We start from the raw sequence: 25693 nt of genomic DNA on the forward strand, positions 1-25693 counted from the left end.
ATCTGTGCTTGGCGTGACGGTTGATCAGACGGTCACTCTCGCGCCAGTCTCTGCTGCGTGCAGGATTGCGGCGATCAAACGATGCGCCTTCAATGCGTCTTCGCCGGAGGCTACCGGCTCGCGATTGTCACGCAAAGCAGACAGAAAGGCTTGATGCAGAGCGAGATGATTGTGGTGTGAAAATGCCATCGGGTCCGCACCCGTGCCGCCGCCAGCAGCATTATCGGTCAGCTCGATCCTGCGCCCGTCCATCAGCGCAATCGTCCCGCCATCGCTGTCCAGCCGCGCTGAACCTTTCGTACCCAGAATTTCGATCTCGTCCGGATATCCCGGATAGGCCGAGGTGGTGGCGCTGAGCGAACCGATCGCACCGTTTTCAAAGCGCATGACGGCATGCACAAGATCCTCGGTTTCCATGCGATGGACCGCACTCGTAACCGCAAACCCGGCAATCTCCGTTGGCAGGCCCGCCAGCGTGATCATCTGGTCGATCGTGTGGATCGCCTGCGTCAGCAACACGCCGCCGCCATCACGGGCGATCGTGCCACGTCCAGGTTCATCGTAATAACTTTGGGGCCGCCAGTTGCTGAGACGCATGGAAACGGAAACGATCTCGCCCAGTTCGCCTTCAGCCAAACGCCGGGCCGTCTCGGCAAAGGTGTTGCGGAAACGACGCTGAAATACAACGCCGAACTTTATATTTGCCTGGGCGGCGACATCGACAATCTGTTGAGACCGCTCCAGCGTCACGTCGAGCGGTTTTTCCAGCAGCACATGCTTGCCGGCATCCGCTGCCCTCTGCACCAGTTCCAGATGTGTATTTGGCGGCGTGAGAATGATGACATAGTCGATCGACGCATCGTTGAAAATCACATCGACGCTGGCCACAACCGGAAAGCCGAACAGTTCTGCGAAGGCGCTGCGCCGATCCGCGCTCGGGCTGAACGCCGCCACGACATCGACCTCTTCCTTGAGGTCTATCAGGCTTTGCGCATGTTGTGGCGACGCCATGCCAAGACCGATGATGCCGGTGCGCAGTGGGGTGAAAACGGTCACGGCAACCCTCCCTGTCGTCGTTTCAGTCGAGGCTTACAATACCGACACGACAGAGGCCATGCGACCAAAAACTCATCATACATCTGATACTTTTTGGTATGTTGACATGATCAATGTTGCCTTCTACCAATTGGGTTCAACCGTAGGAGGAACGGCTGAAACAATCCATTGCTGATGCGTAAGTGCTTTGCGACGGGAACGTCGTGACGGTGGCTAGCCCTGTGATTTTTGTGGGAGCAACTGCGGACGCCTGTCCGCGATCTGGGAGGACAAAATGTTGCATATGACCAAACTGCTGTCCGGCGTCGCAATCGCGTCGCTGCTGATGTTGGGGACGGCTGCGGCGCAGACCGTGCTGAAATCATCCGACACCCATCCGGATGGTTATCCGACCGTCGAGGGTGTCAAATATTTCGGCGAACTGATCAAGGAACGCACCGCCGGCCGTTATTCCGTCGAGGTCTATCACTCGGCACAGCTGGGCGAAGAGAAGGACACGATTGAACAGGTTCGCTCCGGCGTGATCGAGCTCAACCGCGTGTCCATGGCGCCATTCAACGGCACGGTGAAGGAAACCATCGTTCCGGCTCTGCCCTATATCTTCCGCTCGGAAGAGCATATGCACACCGTGATGGACGGCCCGATCGGCGACCAGATCAAGGCCGCTTTCGAGCCGGCAGGCCTTGTGGCGCTTGCCTTTTATGACGCCGGTTCGCGCTCCTTCTACAACTCGAAAAAGCCCATCAAGACCGTGGCCGACATGAAGGGCCTGAAATTCCGCGTCATCCAGTCCGACATCTTTGTCGACATGACCGCCGCGCTCGGCGCCAATGCCACTCCGATGCCATACGGCGAGGTCTACTCCTCGGTTGAAACCGGCGTCATCGACGGCGCGGAAAACAATTATCCGAGCTACGACACCGCCAAGCATTTCGAAGTCGCCAAATATTTTTCCGAGGATCAGCACACGATCCTGCCGGAAGTGTTTGTCATGAACAAAGCGGCCTTCGACAAGCTCACGCCGGAAGATCAGGCACTGTTCAAGCAGGCGGCCAAGGACAGCGTCGCCAAGCAGCGCGAACTTTGGGCCAAGAAGACGGATGAATCGCGAGCGATCGTCGAAAAGGCCGGAGCACAGATCAACGAGGTCGAAAAGCAGGGCTTTATCGACGCGATGAAGCCGGTCTACGACAAGCACGTCAAGGATGACGTCCTGAAAAAGCTGGTCGCAGACGTACAGGCCACCAAGTAATTTTTGCCCCCACCCCGCTGTCATGACGGGGTGGGCTCACCGTTTTCGCAAAACGCTATCCCGGACTTTCGTCCAACCCTTCCGCATGCCGGAAAGGTCAGGAGACGCTTACCCATGTCTGCGCATCTCAAGACAGGATTGCCCATCCTTTCGAAGCTCAACACGCTGGTGCTCTATCTTGCCGGCATCGGACTCGTCGTGATGACGGCCATTGTCGCATGGCAGGTTTTCTGCCGATACGTTCTCAACGATTCACCCAGCTGGACGGAAGCCGGCGCGGTGATCCTGATGAGCTGGTTCATCTTCTTAGGCGCCGCCGTCGGCGTGCGCGAAAACAATCACATGGGTTTCGACGTGCTGCTCTACGTGCTTCCGCCAGCGGGCAAGAAGTGGCTGCGGATGATTTCCGACCTCGTCATCCTCGCCTTCGGCATCGGCATGGTCTGGTATGGGGGCAAGCTGATCAGCCTCACGGCCGCCACCACCATGCCGGCACTCGGCATATCCGGCGCATGGGACTACGTGCCCATCGTCGGCGGCGGCGTGCTGATCACCCTGTTTGCGCTGGAGCGTGTGGTTGCCCGCGCGCTCGGCGCGCCGGTGGATGAGGCGCTGGACGAAATGGCGCCGACCGAAATCGCGGTCGAACTGGAAAATATCGAAGATGTTCGCAAAGACGCGGCCCGGCTGAACCTGCCCGGCTCGGCGAAGGGGGAATGATAGAATGGAACTCTGGATCCTCTTCGGCTCTTTCACGCTACTGATGCTGATCGGTACGCCGATCGCATTTTGCCTCGGCATTTCCAGTCTCGCGACCGTCGTTTATATGGGCCTGCCGCCGCTGGTCGTGTTCCAGCGCATGAATTCCGGCATGAGCGTGTTTTCCATGCTCGCCATTCCCTTCTTTATCTATTCCGGTGACCTGATGGTGCGCGGCGGCATTGCCGGGCGCATCGTCGCCTTCGCGGCCTCGATCGTCGGGCATCTGCGCGGCGGGCTTGGCCAGGTGAATATCGTCACCTCGACGCTGTTCGGCGGCATTTCCGGCTCGGCCGTCGCTGAAGCCGCGGCCGTTGGCGGGTTGATGATCCCGCAGATGAAGGCGCGTGGTTATGGCGCCGACTATGCCGTCAACGTCACCTCGATGGCGGCGCTGATCGCGCTTCTCCTTCCTCCGTCGCACAACATGATCATCTACTCAATCTCGGCCGGCGGCAAGATTTCCATCGCCGACCTGTTTACCGCCGGCGTCATTCCGGGCCTGCTGTTTGCCGCCGTGCTGATGGTGACAGCCTATATCGTCGCAGCCAAGCGCGGGTATCCGACCGAGCCCTTTCCGGGCTTGATGGTGGCATTGCATCTTCTCGCCGTCGCCATTCCCGGCCTGTTGTTGATCGCCATCATCTTTGGCGGCGTGCGCTCCGGTATATTCACCGCCACCGAGAGCTCCTGCATCGCCGTCATCTATGCGTTGCTGATCACGACCTTTGTCTATCGCCAGCTGACCTGGAAGGACTTTGTGCATGCCACGATGGGCGCCGTGCGCACCACCGCCATGGTCCTGCTGATCATCGGTTGCGCCGCCTCGTTTTCGTGGCTGATGGCCTTCCTGCGCGTACCTGCAACGCTTGTCATGTGGATGCAAACGCTGTCCGACAACCCGATCATGATCCTGCTTCTGCTGAACGTCATCATGCTGGTGCTGGGCACGTTCATGGACATGGGACCGACCATCATCATCACCACCCCGATCTTCCTGCCGATTGCTGTCGCCTATGGCATCGATCCGGTGCATTTCGGCGTGATCATGATTTTGAACTACGGCATCGGCCTCAACACACCACCGGTGGGAGGTGTGCAGTTCGTCGCCTGCGCGGTCGGAAAGATATCCGTGTGGGAAGCCATGCGCTCGATCTGGCCCTTCTATGGTGCCGGTCTCGTCGTGCTCATGCTGGTGACGTACGTTCCCGCCTTGTCACTCTGGCTGCCGAGCGTCTTCCGATAGGGAGTAGGACATGCGTGCCAACCCTGCCGACATGCGCGTGGAAAGAAGACCAAAACTCTTCGAAAATGTTGCGCAGCAATTGCGCGCGCAAATTCTCGCCGGCGATTATCCCGTCGGCGAGAAACTGCCGACGGAAACCCGCATGACGGAGCTTTTTGGCGTCAGCCGCACCGTCGTGCGCGAGGCAGTGGCAGCACTTGCTGCAGACAGCATGGTGGAAGTGCGCCACGGTGCAGGTGTTTTCGTCATCGACAATCCGACGCTGAAGATCAGCGCGATCACGGCCGATATGGGCAACCGCATCAGCCGCGCGGTCAACGTGCTGGAAGTGCGGATGGGCATCGAGATCGAAAGCGCCGGTCTCGCCGCCCAACGCCGCAGCCCTTCGCAGGAAGCGCGCATCCAGGAAGCATTTTTCGAGTTCGAAGCGCTGCTGAAACGGGGCGAGCCGACCGGCAAGGCGGATTTTGCCTTTCACCGCGAGATCGCCGCGGCCACCAACAACGAGTTTTACGTCGAAATCCTCGACGCGCTGGGCGACCGCACCATTCCCTGCGACCGCAGTTCGCCATGGTATTCGGTAGAGGTTCTGTCATCCGATTATCTGAGCGGCCTGCAACGCGAGCACCTGCGCATATTGCAGGCGATTTCCGCCGGCGATGCCGATGCCGCCCGCGATGCAATGCGGGCGCATCTGGTTGCCGCAAAAGACCGCTATCGCCAGCGGCTATCGGGGCAGCAGGCGAATTACTCTCAAAATCACCTGGAGGCGGCGCCTAAGCCTGCTTTCTGAAAGCCCCGTCAGGCGCTCGGCGGCCCCACAAAACGCAAGGCTGCCCAGGTGCCTGCTCCGGCAGCAAGGGCCGACAGGAATGTGCCCCAGATCAGATCGGCGACAGTCAGCGACGTCGACCAGTTTTTCAGCGTCGCTTGATTGGTCAGATCATAGGTGGCGTAGGCAATGAAGCCGAGAACCGCGCCGTGGATGACTCCCGTCCACACCGATTGCGCCATCAGACCCGGGCGGATTGCCAGAAAGGTCAGGCCGGCGATAAAGAGCACATAAAAGACGATCGCCGGCGCAAGGCGGAATTTCGGCGCCAGCATGTCTCCCATGAACGGCCGATAGAGACGATCCGCCATCGTGCTCAGCCAGACGGAATCGACGACCAGAAAGACAATCGCCGCAACGATATAAGCGGTGGCATAGGTTTTCATGGTTTGCTCCTCGTAATCACTGCTTTGCGGTATCGACGATCCTCGTCCACTCGACGCTTCTGCAGATAAGCCCGGCGACGACGCAGCCTCTCGTGGTCATCTTGTTGCCGTCTATCGTCATCGTAAGCTTGTAGGTCATGTCCCGCTGCGGATCGAAAGCGCTGCCGGAATAGCTGCCACTTGCACCACGCGCGATCGTCATCACCAGCTTGTCGCCCTTTTTCTCCTTAGGCGTGCCAGGCTTGATCCACGTGTTGATAGCACAGATATCCGCGCCGCAAGGCTCGATCTTGACCCGGGCATTTCCATCGCCGCGTGCCCATTGACCATCATAGTCGGCAGCCTCTGCCCCGCCCGCAAAACCGGCCATCAGAAGCGCTGAGATCATCATCGTTTTTCTCATCCCGGCTATCCTCAGACCAAATTCAAGCGTGTTCGACTGTATATAGACCGACATCGATGCTTCCTTCCTCGAAGCCAGCCTCGCAGTAGCAGAGATAATAGTGCCAGAGGCGCCGGAAGCGCTCATCGAAACCCTGTGCAGCAATCGCCGGCCAGCGGGCGTGAAAACGAATGCGCCATTCCAGCAAGGTTCGGGCATAGGATTTGCCAAAATGCTCGACTTCGCGAAGTCGCAGGCCTGCGTTGGAGGCTGCTTTCTCGAAGGCAGCATCTGAAGGCAGGAAGCCGCCCGGAAACACATATTTCTGGATGAAATCGGCCTTGCCACGATAGGCATCATACCGCGCCGGCTCGATCGAGATGATCTGCAGGACGGCTCGGCCACCTGATTTCAGGCAGCGTTTCAACGTTTCGAAATAACCCGGCCAATATCCCTCTCCAACCGCCTCGAACATTTCGATCGATACGATCCGGTCGAATTGCCCTCTGACGTCGCGGTAGTCCTGCAGGCGCAAATCGACCTGCCCGGACATGCCATTTGCAGCAACGACGTCCTTCGCCCAAGCCAGCTGCGATGGAGAAAGAGTCAGACCCACGACATGGGCATTGGACCGTTTGGCAAGATCGACAGCAAGCGCACCCCAGCCGCAGCCGATTTCCAGCACGCTTTCTCCGCCTTCGAGATCAAGCTTTTCGCGGATGCGATCTAGCTTTCTGGCTTGAGAGGTTTCGAGCGTCGTTGTGTCCTCGTCAAATATGCCCGAGGAATAGAGCATCGAAGGATCAAGCCATTCCTTGTAAAAATCATTACCGAGATCGTAATGCGCCTCGATATTGCGCCGGCTGCCACGCTTGGTGTTGGCATTCAGCAGATGGCCGATGCGATTGACGAGGCGCATCATGGCATGACCGTCGATAGCCGGTGCCAGAGCCTTACCATTGCGTGCCGCCAGACGGATCAGCGCCGTCAGGTCCGTTGTGGTCCAGTCACCATCGATAAAACCTTCCGCGAAACCGATGTCGCCGGCCGTAACAAGTCTTCTCAGCGCACGCCAGCGGCGCATCACAATGACAGCTTCAGGGCCAGGTTCCGGTCCAATCTGCTCAATCATGGCTCCCGAAGGCAGAACTACCTTCAGGTGACCAAAGTGGAGATTGCGGATCAGCCTTTCCGTCACGCGTGCACCAAAGCCGCGTTTTTCAGACCGTGCCGGCGCGGCAAACATCATCTCGGAGAAATCTTCAGACTGGCTCATTCACTTCGACCTTACTGGATGATGAATTGCGGCTTGAGGCAGGGGCCTGAACATAGGAGACCGGCCTGTCTGGCGGATCGGGGCGAACGCGCAGCCGCACACCCTTCACCCAGATTTTCAACGCTTCCCAATGGATGCCGCCGACCACACGCAGTGTCAGGAATGGGATGGCAAAAAATGCTTTCAGCAGCGCCGCATCTGTAAGCTCGGTTCGTCTGGCCAGATGCCGGGCGGTCAGTACCGGACCTTGCGCATCAAAAGTCTCGATACGGATGGAGAGTTTTTCCTGCGGTGGGGAGACGCGAAACGTATAGCGAAGGTCCATATCCATGAACGGCGACACATAAAACGCCTTGTCACAGTGCTGGACGATCTCGCCACCCGCGCTGCCTTTGACCGGGATCATATAGCCGTGACGCTGGCCGAACGTATTGTCGACTTCCCAGAGGATGGCACTCAAGCCGCCATCGCGGCGATAGCAGAAGAACACGCTCAGCGGATTGAAGGCCCAACCCAGCAGCCGTGGCATGGTCAGAAGTTGAATGCGCCCGCCGTCGGGCTGCAAACCCGCGGCCTGCATGGCACGCTCGACCTGCGCCTTGAGATCTGAGCCGGAGCGATCACCACGATCCCTGCGGTAGAAAGAAAAGAGATTGAACCTATCGACCGAAAACAATTTCAGTTTTTGATCAAGCACATCGAGCTCATCAAGGTCGAGCAGCAGCGAATAGATGCGATAGGCGAGCCGATGTTCTTTCGGCTTCAGCCGCGCATGGGTGACGTGGCCGGGAAAAAGCGCCGATTTCAAACCGTTGCTCATGCCGGCACCTCGGAAAGCGGTTGGCGCAGAGGTCTGGTTACCGGCTTACGGACGATGCGCTCGCTCTCGTTTTCCACCTGCCACGGGCGCCTGACGCCGCCGAGATCTTCCGCCACAGCCAATCCGGCCTGAATACCATCCTCATGGAAACCGGAGCCGAAATGCGCGCCGCAGAACCACGTGTTGCGCACGCCCTGCAGCGACCAGATGTCCTGCTGCGCCCTATCTGTCTCAAGGTCGAAGATCGGATGTTCGTAAACCTCACGGCGGATCACGGTATCTTCGCGCGGCTGCTGGCCCGGGTTGAGTGTCACGAAGACAGGCGACGCAGAACCAAGCGGCTGCAGCCTGTTCATCCAGTAGGTGATCGACGGCTGCCGGACGATATCATCCTGTTTGCTGCTTGTATCCGCGACGTAATTCCAGCTAGACCAGGCAGCGCGCCGCTTCGGCATCAGACTGATATCGCTGTGCAGAACCGCTTCGTTGCGGGAATATCGGAAGGCCCCCAGAATGCGCTTCTCGCGTTCGCTGGCATCTGACAACATACGCAGCGCCTGATCTGCGTGTGTTGCAATCACGACGTCATCGAACACGTGCTGTTCGCCATGCGCGTCGCGGATTTCAACGTCTCCATCCCGTCGAGTGATCTCTACCACAGGCGTGGACAGACGAATGTGATCGGCGAAACGTTTTGTCAGTCTTTTCACATATTCGCGACTGCCGCCCCTCACGGTTCGCCAGACCGGGCGATCCCAGAGTTCGAGCAGGCCATGGTTACGGCAGAAGCGCACAAAACTGGCGGCCGGATATTCCCCCACTTTCACGGCAGGCGTGGACCAGATGGCAGCCGCCATCGGATAAAGATGGTCCTCACGAAAACCATGACCATAACCATTGCGATCCAGATATTCGCCGAGCGACATACCGGTCATCATTTCGAGATCGCGCGGTGCGTTGCGATAGAAACGCAGCAAATCCCGCATCATAGACCAGAAACGCGGGCTGACGATATTCGAGCGCTGCGCAAAAAGCCCAAAGCCGGTGCCGCCGGAATATTCGAAAGCGCCCTCATTGAGAGAAACGGCAAAGGACATGTTGGAGGCGACCGTCGGTACGTCGAGCTCGCGAAAAAGCGCCGTCAGGTTGGGATAGGTCACTTCGTTATAGACGATGAAGCCGGTATCGACAGCAACCGGCCCTGAAGCATCCTCAAACTCCACCGTGTTGCTATGTCCACCAATGCGGTCCGCCGCCTCGAAAACCGTTACATCGTGTCGCTGTGAAAGAAGCCAGGCAGCCGAAAGGCCCGAAATTCCACTGCCTACCACCGCAATCTTCAGACCGCCCTCACCTCTGCCACGCCCATCAAATCCCATCGAATCCTCGCCCGTTTCGTCTGTCACGCATCTCCTGCTTTGAAAGACTGACGAGGTTCGGCCGCAATAAGTTTCACGCCACCGGTTTTTGTCGGCTCCACGGAGATTTCGGACGTCAACGCGAAACCAAATCGAGCCGTTCCGCGTAGTTACTCTCATCAGCGCAAAAACACGTGAGCGGGCGCAGGCGGATAAATGGATATTGTTCTTCTGATCATCATCGCAATCTTTCTATCCGTCGCCATGGCCGGTGCATGGGCCATCCAGCGCTGGACAGGACGCAGCGGCTGGATCGATACGATCTGGTCTTTTGCGGTCGGGCTCGGCGGTATTGCCGCAGCCCTGTTCGCCGATGGTGATTTCAGTCGTCGAATGGTTCTGCTGTTTTTGATTGGTGCGTGGTCATTGCGGCTCGGCAGCCATATCGGTGCGCGCACGCACGGCGATGACGAAGACCCGCGTTACGCAAAACTTGTCGAGCAATGGGGGGATCGTGCGGCTTTGAGGCTTCTTGTATTCCTGCAGATACAGGCTCTGGCCGCTTTCATCCTCGTTCTCGCCGTATATCTTGCCGCAACGAACAATGCGCCTTTCCCCGCCGGCCTCGATTTCACCGCACTCCTGATCGCTGTTATTGCCCTTGCAGGTGAAGCGCTGTCCGATCTGCAACTCTCACGCTTTCGCAAGACACCTCAGGCCAAGACAGACGTCTGCGAGATCGGGCTCTGGCGCTATTCCCGCCATCCGAACTATTTTTTCGAATGGCTATTCTGGTGCTGCTGGCTGTTTTTTGCTGTTTCCGGATCAGCCTGGAGCTGGCTTGCGCTTCTGGCCCCGGCGCAGATGTATTGGCTGCTGGTACACGTCTCCGGCATCCCGCCGCTGGAAGAGCATATGCTGCGCTCTCGTGGTGAAAAATTCCGCAGCCTGCAAAGGCGGGTGAATGCCTTTTTTCCCGGCCCCCGTAAACCTGAACCCAACACTTGAGGAGAAACGCCCTTGAACATGCTGGCCTTCGCCATCAACGCCGCCGAGCGCGCGCCGCTCTCCGATAGCGTCACCCTTGCGGGTATCGATTTTCTCTGCGGCCGCACCAAACGACGGCTCGCCACGACCTCGGCGGAAACCGAGCGTGTATTTGCCGAAACGATGGGTGATTTCCCGATCGCCACCCATACGGACGAAGCCAATCGTCAGCATTACGAAGTGCCGGCCGATTTCTTTTCTCTGGTTTTGGGGCCACAGCGCAAATATTCCTGCTGCCTTTATCCGGCAGCGGACACCACTCTCGCTGATGCAGAGACCGCTGCACTTGCCGAAACGGTGGCCCATGCGACGATCGAGGATGGCATGAGCATTCTTGAGCTCGGCTGCGGCTGGGGTTCGCTGTCGCTTTATCTGGCACAGCATTTTCCAAACTCTCGCATCACCTCGGTGTCGAATTCGGCGTCGCAACGCGAATATATCCTCAGGCTTGCGACACAACGCGGCCTCACCAATCTCACCGTCATCACCTCGGACATGAATGATTTCGACAGCGCGGAACACTACGATCGCGTCGTCTCGATCGAAATGTTCGAACACATGTCGAACTGGCGTGATCTGCTGGCGCGCGTGCGCGGTTGGGTGAAGCCGGACGGAAAGCTTTTTCTGCATGTCTTCACCCACAAGACCCGGTCCTATCGTTTCGACCACGACGACCCGGCCGACTGGATTGCCCACCATTTCTTCACCGGCGGCATCATGCCTGCGCATGATCTGCCGCACCGGTTCGGCGATCTGTTTCAGGTGGAACAGGAATGGCGCTGGTCCGGCATGCATTATCGCCGGACAGCGATGGACTGGCTTGCCAATTTCGACCGGGAAATCGACCGTATCAAGCCGATTTTCGCAAGGGTCTATGGAAAGGATGCAGGGCTCTGGCAGCGTCGCTGGCGGCTGTTCTTTCTGGCAACTGCGGGCCTGTTCGGCCATGATGATGGCGAGGTCTGGGGCGTTGGCCATTACCTGCTCACACCCTCGGATTAGCCGCCTCATGGCTCAGGTTATATATCCAAGGAATGGTGATCAGAACTCCGACACCTTACCCCAAGACGATTGCGAGAACCGCTCCAGCCGGTAATGCGCCGGATCCACGAAGGTTGGCTGCCCGGTCAACATCTGCGCCACGAGCAGGCCTGCACCTGGCCCGATCCCAAAACCGTGACCCGAAAAACCGGCCGCAATCATGAAGCCTGGAACATGCTCCACCGGTCCTATCACCGGCACACCATCCGGCGTGCTGTCGATATAGCCCGCCCAGGTGGCCTGTACCGGATTATGACCAAGACCCGGGAGCAGTTTTCGGGCGCGGGCCAGCGTGTCCTCGGCAATTGCCCGGTTCGGCTTGGGATCGAGAATGCGGGCACGCTCCATCGGTGTCGGGCGATCGAGTTTCCAGATGCGGCGGGTCTCGTGCCCCCAGCCCCAACCCTGCAGGCTGCCGGCCGAAAGATTGCCCCAGCGACGGGTGAACATCGGAAGGAATGCCTTGGCATACCGTATGTTCTGCGGCGTCGGGTCGAGCTGGGCGCGACCGGACACGGCAAGGGTCCAGCCTCCGTCACCACGCGCCGTCACCGACACATCTTTGGTGTGCAGCGCAGGCGGAAGGTCCTTGGCACCGCCAGGACCAACGGAAAGGATCGTCGAGCGGGTCGATGCCTGTGGCATGCCGACGCCCAGCTGATGGCAGAAGGAAGACGCCCATGCACCACCGGCGACCACCACCTGTGAGGTGGCGATGGTGCCCTTTTCCGTCACCACGCCGCTGACGCGGCCGGCCGACAGCTCCACGCCACGCGCGGCGCATTCCTGCAGAACGACGCCACCGTATTTGATAACACCGAGCGCCAGCACCGGAGCGGCGCGAGACGGATCGGCGATGCCGTCATCCTGTGAAAACACGCCACCCTTCCAAGCTTTTCCTGTCGCACGGCCTCGCTCGGCAGCTTCCTCAGGCGACAGCATGAAGGTCCGCACACCCTGGGTTATTGCAAAATCGCGCCACTTGGCCCAGCCTGCGATCTCGCTTTCGTCGTTGGAGAGATAGGTCAGGCCGCAGCGACGAAAACCGGCATCCTCACCGATTTCGCACGCCAGATTGTCCCAGAGTTCCAGGCTTTTGGTGGCCATCGGCAGTTCGCGGGCGTCGCGGTTCTGCTGGCGGCACCAACCCCAGTTTCGACTGGATTGTTCCGCACCGATTTTTCCCTTTTCCAGAAGGACGACGCTGACGCCGGAGCGCGCCAGATAATAGGCGATGGAGGTGCCGACAATGCCGCCTCCGATCACCACCACATCGGCGCGCGCCGGCAGATCGGTTCCGGTGGCAATGGTCATCAGCGGCGCGGGCATGAAATTCTCCAGTCGAACGGGGGCGATTAATCTTACGCGATCACGTCGGATCGCCTTAAAGGAAGATCGTCAAGGATCAGCGCAGTTCAGCGCGGACATCCGGGTCTTCGAGGGTCAGGTCAAGCACGTGGCGGGTGCGCGCGATGATCTGGTCGATTTCTTCTTCGGTGCAGCACAGCGGCGGTGCGTAACCGATCACGCCCCAGGCAAAGGCACGGATGACGAGACCGGCATCCCAGGCGCGATCGAAAATGCGCGTCGAGGGAAGCGATGCGGCCGGCAGCGGCGTCTTTTTCGCCTTGTCGGTCGTCAACTCGATGGCGGCCAGCATGCCGCGGCCTCTGACATCACCGACCAGCGGATGATCCTTCAACCCGTGAAGACCTGCCTGCAGGCGTTCGCCCATACGCTTCCCGTTTTCCAGCAGTCCGCCTTCATAAAGGTCGAGTACGGCAAGGCCGACGGCCGCCGAAACCGGATGTGCGGAATAGGTATAACCGTGGCCGACGGCGGCCTTGCCGGCACTGTCGGCAATCGTCTGATAGACCTTCTCCGACATGAAGACGGCGCCCATCGGCACATAGGCGGAGGTCAGGCCCTTGGCCGTGGTGATCATGTCCGGCACGATGCCGTCTTCTGTGGAGGCAAACAGCGGGCCGGTACGGCCGAAGGCGGTGATGACCTCGTCGACGACGAAGAGGATGTCCAGTTCGGCGCAGAGATCGCGCATCGCCTTCATCCAGCCTTTTGGCGGCACGATAACCCCGCCGGATCCCTGGATCGGTTCGGCATAAAATGCCGCGACGCGTTCTGGTCCGCCGAGTTCTTCCACCTTGGCCAGAAGCTGCGCTTTCGATTGTTCGACGATGGCCGCCGCGTCATCGCCGACCGGATTGCGATAGGGATAGGGAGACGGAATCTTGTGCTGCCAGTCATAAGGCACGCCGAAACCGGCATGAAAGGCCGGAATGGCGGTAAGACCCGCGCCGACGGTGGAAGAGCCGTGATAGCCATATTCCAGCGTGATGAACTGGTCCTTCTGCGGCAGGCCGCGCGCATGCCAGTAATAACGCACGAAACGCACGGTGCTGTCGACCGCATCCGAACCGCCGAGCGTGAAATAGACGTGGTTCAGATCGCCCGGCGCATGATCGGCGAGACGCGCGGCAAGCCGGATGGCCGGTTCCGAGCCGAGGCCGAAATAACCGGTGGCATAAGGCAGCTCGCGCATCTGCTTCATGGCGGCCTCGACAACGCTTTCCTGACCGTAGCCGGCATTGACGCACCAGAGGCCGGCGAAACCGTCGATCAGTTCCTTGCCGGACGCATCACGCACCGTTGCGCCCTGGCCCGAGGTCAGCACCCGCACGCCAGCGGCTTCATGACCGCGCCAACTGGCGACCGGATGGATAAGGTGACGGCGATCGAGTTCGACAAGAGAATTGGACAGCATGATCATTTCCGGTTGTTGTGCCCGGCCTTTATGGTTCAGACGAGCAATGACGGCGTTTGATATGCCGCGATTATCCGGCCCGGACGGCACACTGTCCGGCTGATTGACCGGCTGTCGCAAAAGATTGCGCTGTTCGTCGCCAACCGGGCCACAGGATATGCCGCAACAACGATGTGGATATGCCCGGACTCAGCGGGATGTTTGCCTGTCAGCCGCAAGATCGTATCGCCGTGACCGCGACATACGGTGTTTTGTGCTTTCATCGACCTGCAATGCGGCCGGCGTGTCCTGTCGGAGGCCCATAGGATTTGTGTCACGGGGCAAGACGCCCGGCAGGATCGCAAACACAGGAACTCCGACCATGACCTTCCGACCGAAGTTCGTTACATTCGATTGCTACGGCACGCTGACCAATTTTGACATGGCAGGTGCCGCACGCCGGATTTACGGTAACGATCTGGCCGAACCGGAAATGCTCGCTTTCATCAAGAGTTTTGCCGCCTACCGCCTCGACGAAATTCTGGGCGCCTGGAAGCCTTATGCCGAAGTGGTTCACAATGCGATCGAGCGCACCTGCAAGAAGCATGGCGTGACCTTCAAGGCCGAAGACGCAAAGCGCGTTTACGAAGAAGTGCCGACCTGGGGTCCGCATGCCGACGTGCCGGCCGGCCTTGCTGCCGTCGCCAAGGAAATCCCGCTCGTCATCCTGTCCAACGCGATGAAGAGCCAGATCATGTCGAATGTCGAAAAGCTCGGTGCGCCCTTCTTTAAGGTGATCACGGCGGAAGAAACCGGCAGCTACAAGCCGCAGATGAACGGTTTTGAATACATGCTTGAGGTTCTCGGCTGCGGCCCGGAAGACATTACCCATGTTTCCTCGTCCTTCCGCTACGACCTGATGACGGCGCATGATCTCGGTATCAAGTCGAAGGTCTGGGTGAACCGCAAACACGAACCGGCCAATCCGTTCTACGAATATACCGAGATCAAGGATATCGGCGGCCTGCCCGGCGTCTTCGGCCTTTGAGTATGTGAGATGAAGTACCTCTCCTATTGGCACGACACGGCTCCGGCCTTTAACGCGGCCTCGAAAGACGCGGTCAGCGGCGCGTTCGATTACGCCATTATCGGCGCGGGTTTTACCGGGCTGGGTGCTGCCCGCAGGCTGGCCATGGAGGGACATTCCGTCGTGGTGCTCGAAGCCGAAACCGTCGGCTTCGGCGCTTCCGGCCGCAATGGCGGTCATCTCAACAACGGCATCGCCCACAGCTACGGCCATGCCCGCGAAACGTTTGGGCCGGACAAGGCGCGCGCCATCTACAAGGCTTTCGATGATGGCATCGCCACGATCGAGCGGATCATTGCGGACGAAAACATCGACTGCAATTTCCGCCGCTCCGGCAAGCTGAAACTTGCCTCCAAACCGGCGCATTATGAAGGCCTTGCGCGCAATTTCGAGGCGCTGAACAAGGATGCCGATCCCGATACGGCGATGCTGAGCCGCGCCGATCTGATCAACGAGGTCCGCTCCGACGCCTTTCATGGCGGTATGCTGCAGACGAAAAGCGCGATGATGCATATGGGCCGTTTCGTCAGCGGCCTCGGCACTGCGGCCGCCCGCCATGGCGCTGTCATCCACGAGCGCGCACCGGTGACGGCGCGTGAACGCGAAGGTAACAAATGGCGGCTGAAGACGCCACGCGGCGATGTTCTGGCCGGCAAGGCTCTCCTGGCAACCGGTGCCTATACGACCGCCGCCTTCCCGTTCTTCCGTCGTCGCATCATTCCGGTCGGCAGCTTTCTCATCGCCACCCGTCCACTGACGGACGCGGAAGTCGCCGCCACTGTTCCGGGCCAGCGCACTTACGTCAACACCATGAATGTCGGCAACTACTTCCGGCTGGCCCCGGACAACCGGCTGATCTGGGGCGGACGGGCGCGTTTTTCGGCAACGTCCGACCAGCGTTCGGATGCCAAGGCCGGCGCCATTCTGCGCGACAGCATGGCAAAGATCTTCCCGCATCTGGCCGAGATCGACATCGATTATTGCTGGGGCGGTCTGGTCGACATGACCAAGGACCGTTACCCGCGCGCCGGCGAGGCGGACGGCCTCTATTACGCCATGGGCTATTCCGGCCACGGTGCCCAGCTCGCCACCCATATGGGCGAGATCATGGCCGACCTGATGACCGGCCGCATCAACCGCAACCCGTGGGATGGCCTCGCCTGGAATGCCGTTCCCGGTCATTTCGGCAAGCCCTGGTTCCTTCCCCTTGTCGGCGCCTATTACAAGGCGCTCGACCGCTTCCAGTAATTCATCTCAGGAGTGATACATGAGCCTTCTCATCAAATTCGACCAGTCCAAGCTCGGCACGCCGACCGTCAAAAAATGCGATCCGGAAAAGCTGGTAGAGGGTGATCCGACCTACAGCACGTGGGCATTCGACGACGCACGCAATGGCGAAGTCATCACCGGCATCTGGGAAGCCACGCCCGGCTCCAACCATTCCATCAAGGGTGAAAAGTTCGAATTCTGCCACCTGCTGGAAGGCGTTGTCGAACTGACCGAGCAGGGCCAGGAGCCGCGCATCTTTCGCAAGGGCGACAGTTTCATGATGAAGCCGGGTTATGTCGGCATCTGGAAGACGATCGAAACCGTGCGCAAGATCTACGTTATCGTCGGCTGAGCCCAACACGCATTTCAAGATCCCCAACGACTTGGCCCGGAAACACCTCTGTTTCCGGGTCTTTTTGTTCAATGTTGAATGTGAATGAAGCCGCTCAGCACAAGGCCTGACTGGCCAGCGCATAGACACGTGCATTGCCGGATGGCTTGATTGTCTCGCTGCCGGGGCGTGTCATGGCCACGCCACCGCCGACCTGCGAAAGGCCTGCAGCCTCGACGAGGCTCGCAGCACTCGATGCGGCATCGGTCAGATCGACGCGCAGAAACTGGCCTTCATGCCGCGCAATGGAGGCGCCGAGCAGGGCTTTGAATGCCTCGTCATCCCGCGCAACCAGCGGGCCGAGAATGAAGCCACGGCCAAAGGGACGACAGGAGGAAAATCCACGCAGGCCATCCTGATCCCGCAGCAGCAGAAAGGGTTCTTCCTTGATCAGCTGTCGCATCAAGGCACCGCGATCCAGTCCCTGCGCCGCTGTATCCAGCGCTATCAGTTCTGGAAGGTCGGCCAGAGTCGCATCGGTGATATCGGCGGACATCGCGGCAGGTTTCACCACGCCCTGATACTGGCGGATGTCGCCATTCGCGACAAAACCGAGCTTTTCGTAAAGTGGCAGGCCCGCCTGCGTGGCGATCAACCTGCATTCACGATCGCCCGCCCGTTCCAGCAGCCTCTCGACCAGCCGGCGCCCCAGACCCAGGCCGCGCATGGCTGGATCAACGATGATCATGTTGCAGGTGGCAGCCGTGACGCCATAAGGCGTCAGCACCGCCGTCCCCACCAGCTTTCCGTCACAGAGAGCGCCGACACCCTGGCTGATCGCCAGCAGGAACTGCCAGTCTTCCAGACGATGGGGCCATGCCTCCTGCTGTGAAAGGCGGTGAGCCTCGGCGACGTCATCGACGCCGAGATCGACAATGGTAATGTCAGAAGGTTTGAGGGTCTGCATGATGCCTCCACTGCGAGAAGCTGGAGCCTCGCATGCCCTGGCAAGTGCAGGTCACCGGTGATGGCCGTTGCAGCCGCATATTGTGCCAAGTTTCAAAGACGGAGCAGGCGTTGCTGCCAGACTGCGGAAACGACGCCTGACCGCCCCGATCAATAACCGTGTTTCGGATCGACCAACCCTTTCGGCAATTCGCCGTTCCGGTGTCGCCGGATATTGGCGATCGTGGCTTCGGCAGCACTTTCCGGGCGGCTGTGTCCGGCGATATGCGGGGTCAGCACCACATGCGGATGCGACCACAGGCGGTGACCGGCCGGCAGCGGCTCGGGATCGGTAACATCGACAAAGGCACCGGCAAGGTGACCACTGTCGAGTGCATCGAGTAACGCATCCTGATCGAGATGGCCGCCACGACCGGCGTGGACCAGACCTGCTCCTTTGGGCAGTTGCGCAAACAGGTCGGCGTTGAGGATATGTCGGGTCTCCGCCGTCAGCGGCAGAAGGCAAACGAGGATATCGGTTTTTGCCAGCATGTCGCGAAGGCCATCCGCACCGTAGTAACAATCGACACCCTCGATGTTTTTGGTCGTACGGCTCCAGCCGGCGATCTTGAAGCCGAAGGGCTTGAGCGCATTGACCGTGGCCATGCCGAGTTCGCCAAGCCCCAGGATTCCGACCTGCCGCTGATCCGGCCAGACGAAATCACGGGTTTTCCAGACCTCTTGCCGCTGCTGCGCCAGAAAAGCCGGCAGATCGCGGTGCAGGCCGAGCACGCCCATCACCACATAATCACGCACCAGCGTGGTCACGCCTTCCTCGATCATGCGCACCAGTTTGGCGCCGGGCGGGATTTCCACGCCGGTCATCTGGTCGATACCGGCACCGGTCGAAAAGATCAGTTCGAGATTGGGATAACGCTCCGCAAGATTGTCCGGAAAGGTCCAGGCCATCAGATAACGGACATCGGCGGAGTTGGCCTCCTCCACCGAACCGGCGAATGCGACCTCCGGCATGTCGCGGCCAAAAATATTGCGGAACGTTTCGACACGGCCCGGATAGGAGAGGATCTGAAAGGTCATGGTGTCTCCAGAAAGGACGTAAAGCCCCACCTGCCTTTGACGGCGGCGGGGCCTCAGAAAGATAATCAGTCTTCGAGATCGGTGATGCTGAGAACGACAGCGAGCAGCGCGTGCAGCGATTTCAGCTGACCTTCGCGTTCCACGTCGATCCATTCATCCACCGAATGCACGCGACCACCGGTATGCGCGCCGGCACCGGAGCCTATGCAGACCGCCGGCACACCAAGGCTGATCGGAATGTTGGCATCGGTGGAGGACGCCATCAGGCGCGGTTCGAAACCGAAGGCTTTGACCGCATCGATACTGGCGGTGATGATCGGCGCGTCTGCGGCAACCGCACCTGCGGGGCGATGGCCGATGCGTTTGGCGTCCACGGTGACCTTGCCGGCCGTCGTGTCGGCACGTGCGTTTTCAGTCGCGACCGCGCTTTCCAGCATGGCATGGAATTCGCCGTCGATCCGGTCCAGCTCAACCTGCGAAACGGATCGAAGATCAAGCTCGAACCACACGGTTTCCGGCGTCGCGTTGATGGACGTGCCACCACCGAAGACCGATGGCGTTGCCGTGGTTTTGGGCTCCTTCGGCAGATGCAGTTTCGAAAGGCCCGTGAGGACTTCCGCCATGGCGTAGGCCGGGTTGACCGTGCCGAAAGCGCCGTAGCTGTGGCCGCCCGGGCCATCGAAGGTGACGCGGTAACGATAGGAGCCGACCGCCTGATTGACGATGCGCGCCGTTTCCGGGCCATCGACCGAAATGAATGCATCAATCCGGTCGCGATATTTGCCCTCGGCAAACAGGTGGCGAATGCCGCGCAGATCACCCTTGCCCTCTTCGCCCACGTCGCCGACGAACAGGATCGTCTTTTTCGGGCGGATGCCGGACTGCTTGATCGCGCGCATCAGTGTCAGATTGGCGGAAAGGCCGCGCGTATCGTCACCGATGCCGGGGGCAAACAGTTTCGTGCCTTCGCGGCGCACGGTTACGTCGGTGCCTTCCGGAAAAACAGTATCGAGATGGGCGGCGACGACGAGGTAGCCGTCATTGCCGGTGCCACGGATCAGGCCGCAGACATTGCCGATCTCGTCGAGTGCGACTTCCTCAAGACCGGCGTCCTTCATCATGCCCAGATAGGCGGCCGCCTTGCGCTCTTCCTTGAAGGGGGGCGCCGGGATTTCGGTAAGCGTGATCAGTTCCTCGACAAAGCGGTCATAACCGGCATCGATATGGCCCAGCGCCTGCTTGAATGCGGTATGGTCGAGAAGTTTTTGGGTAATAGCATTGGTCATGAAATGGCTTTCCTTTTGGGTTCAGGCGTCGCGGCACAATTCTGCACCAAGTCCGCGCAGCATCGCCATGCAATCATTCAGTTCCGAGAGAAGAATGTATTCGTCCGGTCCATGCGCACGGGTGATATCGCCCGGTCCGCAGATGATCGAGGGAATGCCAGCCTGATGGAAGAGGCCAGCCTCGGTGCCATAGCTGACAGCCTGCACGGATGGCCTGCCGCTCAGCCGTTCCATCAGATCGGCAAATGTGCGATCGTCACAGGGCGGCAGCGCCGGATAGCTGGAGGTTTCCCGCCATGTGGCAGAGAGATTTTTTCCCGCAGCCTTTGCCTGTGCATTCAGCGCCTCGATGCGGTCGATGATTGAAACACTCAAGGAGCGTGGATCGATACCGGGAATTGCCCGCGCCTCGAACTGAATTTCGGCACTGTCGGGAATGATGTTGACAGCAGCTCCCCCACGCACCACGCCGGCCTGACAGGTGGAATGCGCCGGCGTGAAACGTGCGTCGAAGGGGCCGTCACGCTCCATGCTCTCGGCCATGGCGCGGATGTGCACCAGCATGTCGGCGGCGGCATAAATGGCATTTTCACCAAGCGCCGGATTGGAGGAGTGGCCGGCCTTGCCGGTAAAGCGCAGTTCCAGCGCCTGCTTGCCCTTGTGTGACAGGACAGGCCGCATGCCGCTCGGCTCGCCGATAATAGCGCCGGTGGGCGGTGGGCAAAGCTCCGGAAGGCGGGCAATCATGTGCCCGACGCCGCGACAGCCGATTTCCTCGTCATAAGAAAAGGCCAGATGCACCGGGCGGCGCAGCGGCATGGCGGCAAATTCCGGCACCATGGCCAGCATGCAGGCCAGAAACCCTTTCATGTCCGTCGTGCCGCGTCCGGTCAGTTTTTCGCCATCGACGGAAAGCTGAAACGGATTGGACGCCCAGACCTGATTGTCTACCGACACGACATCGCTGTGACCGGAGAGAATGTAACCCGGCCTGTCGCGCGGCCCGATCGTCACGAACAGGTTGGCGCGGTCGCCTTCCGGTCCGGGCAGCACCGTGACTTCGATCCCGTTGTGCCGAAGGTGGGAGCGCAGGCAATCCGTGATCACCGCATTCGGCGTGCCGGGCAGCGATGGGATCGCCACCAGATCGGCAAGAATTTGCTGAACAGACGCGCCCATTCCTGCCTCTCACAGCCCGCCGATATGGAAGGTTTTGGTTTCGAGATATTCGTCGATGCCGAGCGTCGAGCCTTCACGGCCAAGGCCCGACTGCTTGACGCCGCCGAAGGGTGCCACCTCCGTCGAGATCATGCCGGTGTTGAGGCCGACCATACCGGTTTCCAGTGCTTCGCCGACCCGGAAAGCCCGCGCCAGGTCGCGGGTGTAGAAATAGGAGGCGAGACCATAAGGCGTATCGTTGGCGATCCCGATCGCTTCCTCTTCCGTCTCGAAACGGAAGAGCGGTGCGACCGGCCCAAATGTTTCCTCATGTGCCAGCATCATCTGCGCATTGGCGCCACTCAGCACCACGGGGGTAACGTACTGCGCACCCTCCGGCCCCGACGCAGCAGACGAGATGACCTTGGCACCCTTGGCCAGCGCATCGGCGACATGACGGTTGATCTTTTCCACCGCTGCGGCGTTGATCATCGGGCCGATATCCATGCCCTCGGCAAGACCGTCACCCACCTTCATGGCGGATACCCTAGCCACAAGCTTTGCCGAAAAGGCGTCGTAAACGCCGGACTGCACGAGAATGCGGTTGGCGCAGACGCAGGTCTGGCCACCATTGCGGAATTTCGATTGCAGCGCGCCTTCGACGGCCAGATCGAGATCGGCATCATCGAAGACGATGAAAGGCGCATTGCCGCCGAGTTCCAGCGACAGACGTTTGACCGTGCCGGCGCATTGCTGCATCAGCAGCGAGCCCACACGGGTGGACCCGGTGAAGGAGAGTTTTCGCACCACCGGGCTTGATGTCAGCACACCGCCGATCGCTTCCGGCTTGCCGGTCAGAACGTTGATCACACCGGCCGGAATGCCGGCGCGCTCAGCCAGAAGGGCAAGGGCGAGCGCCGAAAACGGGGTGAAATCGGAGGGCTTGATCACCACCGTGCAGCCGGCGGCCAGAGCCGGCGCCACCTTGCGGGTGATCATGGCGTTGGGAAAATTCCATGGCGTGATGATGGCGCAGACGCCGACCGCCTCCTTCATCACCATGATCCGCCGGCCGGTCGTCGGTGACGGGATCGTGCTGCCGCCGATGCGTCGCGCTTCCTCGGCGAACCATTTGATGAAGGCGTTGCCATAAGCGATTTCACCACGCGCTTCGGAAAGCGGCTTGCCCTGTTCCAGCGTCAGGATGCGGGCGAGATCCTCTGTATGTTCGGCCAGCAGTGCCGACCAGCGCTCCAGCAGTTTTGCACGCTCGGCGGCGGGGCGGGCGCGCCATTCCGGCAGCGCCTTTTCCGCAGCGGCAATGGCCGCCGCCGTGTCTTCCGCCGTGTTGTCCGGCACCTCAGCGATCACCTCACCAGTGGCGGGGTTGATCACCGCCATGCGGGCGCCGTCAGACGCATCACGCCACTCTCCGCCGATCAGGCAGCCGGTTTTGAAAAGGGAGGTATCGGAAAGCCCAAGCATGAAAACATCCTTTCGTCTTCATCCATATGTGCAACGTCGGGCGCGGACGATCCTGCGGTTCTTTTCCGATGCCGGGCAGAATATGCTGCGCTTGCCAAAAAGACCGGCAGCAAATCACGGTCGCGTCTGCGACCCTTGCGCAAAACCTATGAGGAGACATGGATGGGCGCTCACAAGATTGCATTGATCCCCGGCGACGGTATCGGAACCGCTGTGACACAAGCCGCATGGCAGGTTGTCACGAAAGCCTGCGCGCTCGATGGTGTGGAACTGGACGGCACGTGGTTCGACTGGTCCTGCGACACGTTTTTGAAAACCGGCCGCATGATGCCGGAAGACGGGATCGAGACCCTGCGGACATTCGACGCCATCCTGCTCGGCGCGGTCGGCTGGCCGGCAAAAGTGCCGGATTCGGTTTCGCTGCATGGACTTCTCCTGCCCATCCGGAAGAACTTTACCCAATATGCCAATATCCGGCCGCACCGGCTTCTGCCCGGCGTTGTTGGCCCGCTTCGCGCCGAAAAATTCGACATCCTCTGCATTCGCGAAAACACCGAGGGTGAGTATTCCGGTGCCGGCGGCCGCGTGCATCAGGGTACGGCCGACGAGGTGGCGGTGGAAACCTCGATCTTTACCCGCAAGGGCGTCGAGCGCATTCTGCGTTTCGGTTTCGAACAGGCCCGCAAGCGTCGCGGCAAGCTCGCCTCTGTCACCAAGTCGAATGCGCAAAAATATTCGATGGTGTTCTGGGATGAGGTGACGGACCAGCTTTCGGCGGAATATCCCGATGTCGAAGTGTCGCGTTACCATGTCGATGCGATTGCCGCGCGGTTCGTGATGGCGCCGGAAACGCTGGATGTGGTCGTCGCCTCCAACCTGTTCGGCGATATCCTGACCGATCTCGGCGCCGCCATTCAGGGCGGGCTCGGTTTTGCGGCCTCGGCCAATATCAACCCGGATCGCAGCGCGCCTTCGATGTTCGAGCCGGTGCATGGCTCGGCACCGGATATCGCCCATCTCGGCATCGCCAACCCGATCGCAACGATCTGGTCGGCGGCGATGATGCTGGAACATCTGGGCGCGGATCAATCCGCCAGGCGCATCATGGCGGCCATCGAAGCGGCGACGGCTGCGGGCATCGGCACCAGGCCAGGGCAGAATTCGACCGACGAGATCACCAAAGCAGTCAGCGAGCGCATCGTCTGACCGGCATTATGCGCAAAGCGCCTGCCGTATCATCCGGCGGGCGTCCTGTTTTCAATTATCCGGAAACAGCGTGCGCAGCGGCAGGTGATGTTTCACGAAGGGTGACTTCATCACGATGAAGCTGAAATATTTGTCGATGCCGATCTCGGCTTCGAGCAGGCGTTCCATCAGTTCCTGGTAATCGGAAATGCTGGCGGTGACGAATTTCAGAAGATAGTCGTAGCCACCCGAAATCAGGTGGCACTCGATCGCTTCCTCAACCTTTTCGATCGCCTGCTGGAAGCGCGAAAAATCGTTCTGGCGGTGGTTGCTGAGTGTCACCTCGGTAAAGACCGTGACGGTCGGGCCCAGTTTGGTGAGATCGATATGGGCGGAATAACCGGTGATGTAGCCGACATGCTGCAGCTTTTTCACGCGCATCAGGCAGGGGCTGGGCGACAGGTGAACGAGTTCGGCAAGTTCGACATTGGTCAGGCGGCCGTTCTTTTGCAGCTCGTGCAAAATCCGAATGTCGATACGGTCAAGCTTCACGTGCGTTCCCTTGCGTTATCCGGCCCTTGAGCCATCCCGTGCATACTATCGGGCAGTTTGCGATCCAGCCAGTGGAGAAAAGCATATGACTGCCCTTCGACGGATCCTGCCGGCTTGCGCTATCCCAGCGCCTGATTGGCGAGGCCAAACACCATCAGTTCCGGCTGTTTGCCGATCGGCTCCAGCTGCATCGTCGTGACGTGATCGAACAGGACAAGTCCGGCCTGTTCAAGTGCTGCCTGCAAGGGTCCGTTCGGGTGGCGCGTATCCATGCGCAGGAAATTGCCTTCATGGGCGGCGATCAGCGGAAGGATGAGCGCGATGGCATCCTCTTCGCTTGCCGCCACGACCGGGCCGAGAACATGGCCCCGGCCAAAACGCCGACACAGGGCGTAACCGTTGATCCTGCCGTTTTCCTCCAGCACCATCGCTTCCGACAGCGGCAGAAGATGTTCGATCACGGGGCTGCGGTCCGACCCGAAACCGCGCTGGTCGGTTTCGATAATTCCGGCCACATCCGCGTCCGTCATCGGTCGCACGCGGGCGTCTTCACCGGGCAGGGCGACGGCCGTGCCCTGATGTTGCAGCACGAGTGCATAGGGCTGGAACCCCATGGAAAGATAGAGATTGTAGGCGGCCTTGGTGGCGTTCAGCCGGCGCACCTTGCCTTTCGTCCGCTGCAGCATCTCGTCCATCAGCCAGCGCGCGGCGCCGTGGTTCTGCAGGCGTGGCGAGGTGATGACCATGCCGATATTGGCAACGCCCTCGCCGAGCGGAAAGGTCATGGCGGAACTGACCGGGCGGCCGATTTCATCGAAGGCGATCACCCCTTCGCCAAGCGCCAGCGCCACGGCCCAGTCTTCCGGACGATGCGGCCAGTTCACCGCAATCGACAGCTCGTGCAGGCGAGGAATGTGCTCCTCTTCCATCGGCACAAGCTGAAGCTCGAAATTGTCGATTTTTCTCGTTTCCATCCCGGTATCCGCTTAATGCCGCTTCACACAGGATAACATCCTAAAGCCAGAGCGCAGCATTTTGCGCGTTTTACCCCGGCCCAGACGCGATTTTGTTCTGCCGTGGC

General features: G+C 59.9%; 25 protein-coding genes. 10 read left to right on the forward strand and 15 right to left on the reverse strand.

All coding sequences use genetic code 11. The features are described 5' to 3' along the window. Positions 1 to 24 precede the first annotated feature (24 nt). Entirely contained in the window at positions 25 to 1056 is a 1032-nt protein-coding gene (locus ACRQ1B_RS12770) for a Gfo/Idh/MocA family protein (protein ID WP_432294053.1), read from the reverse strand. Positions 1057 to 1339: 283 nt separating this feature from the next. On the opposite strand from ACRQ1B_RS12770, the gene ACRQ1B_RS12775 reads away from it, so the two are divergent. The 4 genes from ACRQ1B_RS12775 (at position 1340) to ACRQ1B_RS12790 (ending at position 5106) form a co-directional block, all read left to right on the forward strand. Further along, positions 1340 to 2308, forward strand: a complete 969-nt coding sequence (locus tag ACRQ1B_RS12775; protein ID WP_432294591.1) for a TRAP transporter substrate-binding protein — start codon at positions 1340 to 1342, stop codon at positions 2306 to 2308. A 114-nt stretch (positions 2309 to 2422) separates the two neighbouring features. After that, complete coding sequence (locus ACRQ1B_RS12780; RefSeq protein WP_432294054.1) at positions 2423 to 3028, forward strand: TRAP transporter small permease; 606 nt, start codon at positions 2423 to 2425, stop codon at positions 3026 to 3028. A 4-nt stretch (positions 3029 to 3032) separates the two neighbouring features. Beyond that, positions 3033 to 4313, forward strand: a complete 1281-nt coding sequence (locus ACRQ1B_RS12785) for a TRAP transporter large permease (protein WP_432294055.1) — start codon at positions 3033 to 3035, stop codon at positions 4311 to 4313. Between the two features lie 10 nt (positions 4314 to 4323). Continuing rightward, a complete protein-coding gene (locus tag ACRQ1B_RS12790; protein WP_432294056.1) occupies positions 4324 to 5106 on the forward strand; it encodes a FadR/GntR family transcriptional regulator in 783 nt (260 codons plus the stop codon). Positions 5107 to 5114: 8 nt separating this feature from the next. Here ACRQ1B_RS12790 and ACRQ1B_RS12795 read toward each other — a convergent pair whose 3' ends face one another. From ACRQ1B_RS12795 to ACRQ1B_RS12815, 5 genes are read right to left on the reverse strand one after another with little or no spacing between them, the layout of a single operon-like run. Beyond that, positions 5115 to 5531 carry a DUF2177 family protein gene (locus tag ACRQ1B_RS12795; RefSeq protein ID WP_432294057.1) on the reverse strand — a complete coding sequence of 139 codons (417 nt, stop codon included), beginning with the start codon at positions 5529 to 5531 and terminating at the stop codon, positions 5115 to 5117. A gap of 16 nt (positions 5532 to 5547) precedes the next feature. Continuing rightward, positions 5548 to 5934 (reverse strand): DUF2147 domain-containing protein, encoded by a 387-nt coding sequence (locus ACRQ1B_RS12800; RefSeq protein WP_432294058.1) that lies wholly within the window; start codon positions 5932 to 5934, stop codon positions 5548 to 5550. 22 nt (positions 5935 to 5956) lie between these two features. After that, the gene (locus ACRQ1B_RS12805; RefSeq protein WP_432294059.1) at positions 5957 to 7189 is read right to left on the reverse strand and encodes a class I SAM-dependent methyltransferase; all 1233 of its coding nucleotides are present in this window, start codon (positions 7187 to 7189) and stop codon (positions 5957 to 5959) included. Continuing rightward, positions 7176 to 8009 (reverse strand): DUF1365 domain-containing protein, encoded by an 834-nt coding sequence (locus ACRQ1B_RS12810; RefSeq protein ID WP_432294060.1) that lies wholly within the window; start codon positions 8007 to 8009, stop codon positions 7176 to 7178. The genes ACRQ1B_RS12805 and ACRQ1B_RS12810 overlap by 14 nt, the downstream gene beginning before the upstream one ends. Then, positions 8006 to 9388: an NAD(P)/FAD-dependent oxidoreductase gene (locus ACRQ1B_RS12815; protein WP_432294592.1), complete on the reverse strand. Its 1383-nt coding sequence runs from the start codon at positions 9386 to 9388 to the stop codon at positions 8006 to 8008. Before ACRQ1B_RS12815 ends, ACRQ1B_RS12810 begins: the two co-directional genes overlap by 4 nt. Before the next feature lie 195 nt (positions 9389 to 9583). Here ACRQ1B_RS12815 and ACRQ1B_RS12820 point away from each other — a divergent pair, with 195 nt between their 5' ends. Next, on the forward strand, positions 9584 to 10375 hold the full coding sequence (locus tag ACRQ1B_RS12820) for a DUF1295 domain-containing protein (RefSeq protein ID WP_432294061.1): 792 nt from the start codon (positions 9584 to 9586) through the stop codon (positions 10373 to 10375). A 12-nt stretch (positions 10376 to 10387) separates the two neighbouring features. After that, the gene (locus ACRQ1B_RS12825; RefSeq protein ID WP_432294062.1) at positions 10388 to 11416 is read left to right on the forward strand and encodes an SAM-dependent methyltransferase; all 1029 of its coding nucleotides are present in this window, start codon (positions 10388 to 10390) and stop codon (positions 11414 to 11416) included. A 39-nt stretch (positions 11417 to 11455) separates the two neighbouring features. Here ACRQ1B_RS12825 and ACRQ1B_RS12830 read toward each other — a convergent pair whose 3' ends face one another. Together ACRQ1B_RS12830 and ACRQ1B_RS12835 are read right to left on the reverse strand one after the other, a co-directional pair. Further along, entirely contained in the window at positions 11456 to 12784 is a 1329-nt protein-coding gene (locus ACRQ1B_RS12830; RefSeq protein WP_432294063.1) for an NAD(P)/FAD-dependent oxidoreductase, read from the reverse strand. A gap of 76 nt (positions 12785 to 12860) precedes the next feature. After that, positions 12861 to 14237: an aspartate aminotransferase family protein gene (locus ACRQ1B_RS12835; protein ID WP_432294064.1), complete on the reverse strand. Its 1377-nt coding sequence runs from the start codon at positions 14235 to 14237 to the stop codon at positions 12861 to 12863. A 361-nt stretch (positions 14238 to 14598) separates the two neighbouring features. On the opposite strand from ACRQ1B_RS12835, the gene ACRQ1B_RS12840 reads away from it, so the two are divergent. Genes ACRQ1B_RS12840 through ACRQ1B_RS12850 form a run of 3 tightly spaced genes read left to right on the forward strand, consistent with a single transcriptional unit; the run spans position 14599 to position 16924 of the window. Next, positions 14599 to 15264, forward strand: a complete 666-nt coding sequence (locus ACRQ1B_RS12840) for a haloacid dehalogenase type II (RefSeq protein ID WP_432294065.1) — start codon at positions 14599 to 14601, stop codon at positions 15262 to 15264. Between the two features lie 9 nt (positions 15265 to 15273). Then, entirely contained in the window at positions 15274 to 16551 is a 1278-nt protein-coding gene (locus ACRQ1B_RS12845; protein ID WP_432294066.1) for an NAD(P)/FAD-dependent oxidoreductase, read from the forward strand. A 19-nt stretch (positions 16552 to 16570) separates the two neighbouring features. Further along, positions 16571 to 16924 carry a cupin domain-containing protein gene (locus tag ACRQ1B_RS12850; RefSeq protein WP_432294067.1) on the forward strand — a complete coding sequence of 118 codons (354 nt, stop codon included), beginning with the start codon at positions 16571 to 16573 and terminating at the stop codon, positions 16922 to 16924. 94 nt (positions 16925 to 17018) lie between these two features. On the opposite strand, the gene ACRQ1B_RS12855 is transcribed toward ACRQ1B_RS12850, so the two are convergent. The 5 genes from ACRQ1B_RS12855 to ACRQ1B_RS12875 all read right to left on the reverse strand — a co-directional run bounded on the left by ACRQ1B_RS12855 (position 17019) and on the right by ACRQ1B_RS12875 (position 22875). Beyond that, complete coding sequence (locus ACRQ1B_RS12855; RefSeq protein ID WP_432294068.1) at positions 17019 to 17870, reverse strand: GNAT family N-acetyltransferase; 852 nt, start codon at positions 17868 to 17870, stop codon at positions 17019 to 17021. Positions 17871 to 18019: 149 nt separating this feature from the next. Further along, the gene (locus tag ACRQ1B_RS12860) at positions 18020 to 18946 is read right to left on the reverse strand and encodes a 2-hydroxyacid dehydrogenase (protein WP_432294069.1); all 927 of its coding nucleotides are present in this window, start codon (positions 18944 to 18946) and stop codon (positions 18020 to 18022) included. A 65-nt stretch (positions 18947 to 19011) separates the two neighbouring features. Then, the gene (locus ACRQ1B_RS12865) at positions 19012 to 20232 is read right to left on the reverse strand and encodes a M20/M25/M40 family metallo-hydrolase (protein WP_432294070.1); all 1221 of its coding nucleotides are present in this window, start codon (positions 20230 to 20232) and stop codon (positions 19012 to 19014) included. A gap of 21 nt (positions 20233 to 20253) precedes the next feature. Beyond that, entirely contained in the window at positions 20254 to 21411 is a 1158-nt protein-coding gene (gene argE / locus ACRQ1B_RS12870) for an acetylornithine deacetylase (RefSeq protein ID WP_432294071.1), read from the reverse strand. A gap of 9 nt (positions 21412 to 21420) precedes the next feature. Then, positions 21421 to 22875, reverse strand: a complete 1455-nt coding sequence (locus tag ACRQ1B_RS12875; RefSeq protein WP_432294072.1) for an NAD-dependent succinate-semialdehyde dehydrogenase — start codon at positions 22873 to 22875, stop codon at positions 21421 to 21423. 162 nt (positions 22876 to 23037) lie between these two features. Between ACRQ1B_RS12875 and ACRQ1B_RS12880 the strand changes: the two genes are divergently transcribed. After that, positions 23038 to 24081, forward strand: a complete 1044-nt coding sequence (locus tag ACRQ1B_RS12880; RefSeq protein WP_432294073.1) for a tartrate dehydrogenase — start codon at positions 23038 to 23040, stop codon at positions 24079 to 24081. A gap of 51 nt (positions 24082 to 24132) precedes the next feature. Here the strand turns inward: ACRQ1B_RS12880 and ACRQ1B_RS12885 are convergent, their stop codons facing one another. Then, complete coding sequence (locus ACRQ1B_RS12885) at positions 24133 to 24612, reverse strand: Lrp/AsnC family transcriptional regulator (RefSeq protein WP_432294074.1); 480 nt, start codon at positions 24610 to 24612, stop codon at positions 24133 to 24135. A gap of 119 nt (positions 24613 to 24731) precedes the next feature. Next, the gene (locus tag ACRQ1B_RS12890; RefSeq protein WP_432294075.1) at positions 24732 to 25586 is read right to left on the reverse strand and encodes a GNAT family N-acetyltransferase; all 855 of its coding nucleotides are present in this window, start codon (positions 25584 to 25586) and stop codon (positions 24732 to 24734) included. Positions 25587 to 25693 lie beyond the last annotated feature (107 nt).

The sequence above is a fragment of the Endobacterium panacihumi genome (assembly GCF_050847465.1).
Lineage (GTDB): Bacteria > Pseudomonadota > Alphaproteobacteria > Rhizobiales > Rhizobiaceae > Neorhizobium > Neorhizobium panacihumi.

Bases quoted from the DNA above. Each gene is read 5' to 3' on its own strand.
- ACRQ1B_RS12775 (WP_432294591.1), top strand. From the start codon at position 1,340: ATGACCAAACTGCTGTCCGGCGTCGCAATCGCGTCGCTGCTGATGTTG.
- ACRQ1B_RS12780 (WP_432294054.1), top strand. From the start codon at position 2,423: ATGTCTGCGCATCTCAAGACAGGATTGCCCATCCTTTCGAAGCTCAAC.
- ACRQ1B_RS12785 (WP_432294055.1), top strand. From the start codon at position 3,033: ATGGAACTCTGGATCCTCTTCGGCTCTTTCACGCTACTGATGCTGATC.
- ACRQ1B_RS12790 (WP_432294056.1), top strand. From the start codon at position 4,324: ATGCGTGCCAACCCTGCCGACATGCGCGTGGAAAGAAGACCAAAACTC.
- ACRQ1B_RS12795 (WP_432294057.1), bottom strand. From the start codon at position 5,531: ATGAAAACCTATGCCACCGCTTATATCGTTGCGGCGATTGTCTTTCTG.
- ACRQ1B_RS12800 (WP_432294058.1), bottom strand. From the start codon at position 5,934: ATGAGAAAAACGATGATGATCTCAGCGCTTCTGATGGCCGGTTTTGCG.
- ACRQ1B_RS12805 (WP_432294059.1), bottom strand. From the start codon at position 7,189: ATGAGCCAGTCTGAAGATTTCTCCGAGATGATGTTTGCCGCGCCGGCA.
- ACRQ1B_RS12810 (WP_432294060.1), bottom strand. From the start codon at position 8,009: ATGAGCAACGGTTTGAAATCGGCGCTTTTTCCCGGCCACGTCACCCAT.
- ACRQ1B_RS12815 (WP_432294592.1), bottom strand. From the start codon at position 9,388: ATGGGATTTGATGGGCGTGGCAGAGGTGAGGGCGGTCTGAAGATTGCG.
- ACRQ1B_RS12820 (WP_432294061.1), top strand. From the start codon at position 9,584: ATGGATATTGTTCTTCTGATCATCATCGCAATCTTTCTATCCGTCGCC.
- ACRQ1B_RS12830 (WP_432294063.1), bottom strand. From the start codon at position 12,784: ATGCCCGCGCCGCTGATGACCATTGCCACCGGAACCGATCTGCCGGCG.
- ACRQ1B_RS12835 (WP_432294064.1), bottom strand. From the start codon at position 14,237: ATGCTGTCCAATTCTCTTGTCGAACTCGATCGCCGTCACCTTATCCAT.
- ACRQ1B_RS12840 (WP_432294065.1), top strand. From the start codon at position 14,599: ATGACCTTCCGACCGAAGTTCGTTACATTCGATTGCTACGGCACGCTG.
- ACRQ1B_RS12845 (WP_432294066.1), top strand. From the start codon at position 15,274: ATGAAGTACCTCTCCTATTGGCACGACACGGCTCCGGCCTTTAACGCG.
- ACRQ1B_RS12850 (WP_432294067.1), top strand. From the start codon at position 16,571: ATGAGCCTTCTCATCAAATTCGACCAGTCCAAGCTCGGCACGCCGACC.
- ACRQ1B_RS12855 (WP_432294068.1), bottom strand. From the start codon at position 17,870: ATGCAGACCCTCAAACCTTCTGACATTACCATTGTCGATCTCGGCGTC.
- ACRQ1B_RS12860 (WP_432294069.1), bottom strand. From the start codon at position 18,946: ATGACCTTTCAGATCCTCTCCTATCCGGGCCGTGTCGAAACGTTCCGC.
- ACRQ1B_RS12865 (WP_432294070.1), bottom strand. From the start codon at position 20,232: ATGACCAATGCTATTACCCAAAAACTTCTCGACCATACCGCATTCAAG.
- argE (WP_432294071.1), bottom strand. From the start codon at position 21,411: ATGGGCGCGTCTGTTCAGCAAATTCTTGCCGATCTGGTGGCGATCCCA.
- ACRQ1B_RS12875 (WP_432294072.1), bottom strand. From the start codon at position 22,875: ATGCTTGGGCTTTCCGATACCTCCCTTTTCAAAACCGGCTGCCTGATC.
- ACRQ1B_RS12880 (WP_432294073.1), top strand. From the start codon at position 23,038: ATGGGCGCTCACAAGATTGCATTGATCCCCGGCGACGGTATCGGAACC.
- ACRQ1B_RS12890 (WP_432294075.1), bottom strand. From the start codon at position 25,586: ATGGAAACGAGAAAAATCGACAATTTCGAGCTTCAGCTTGTGCCGATG.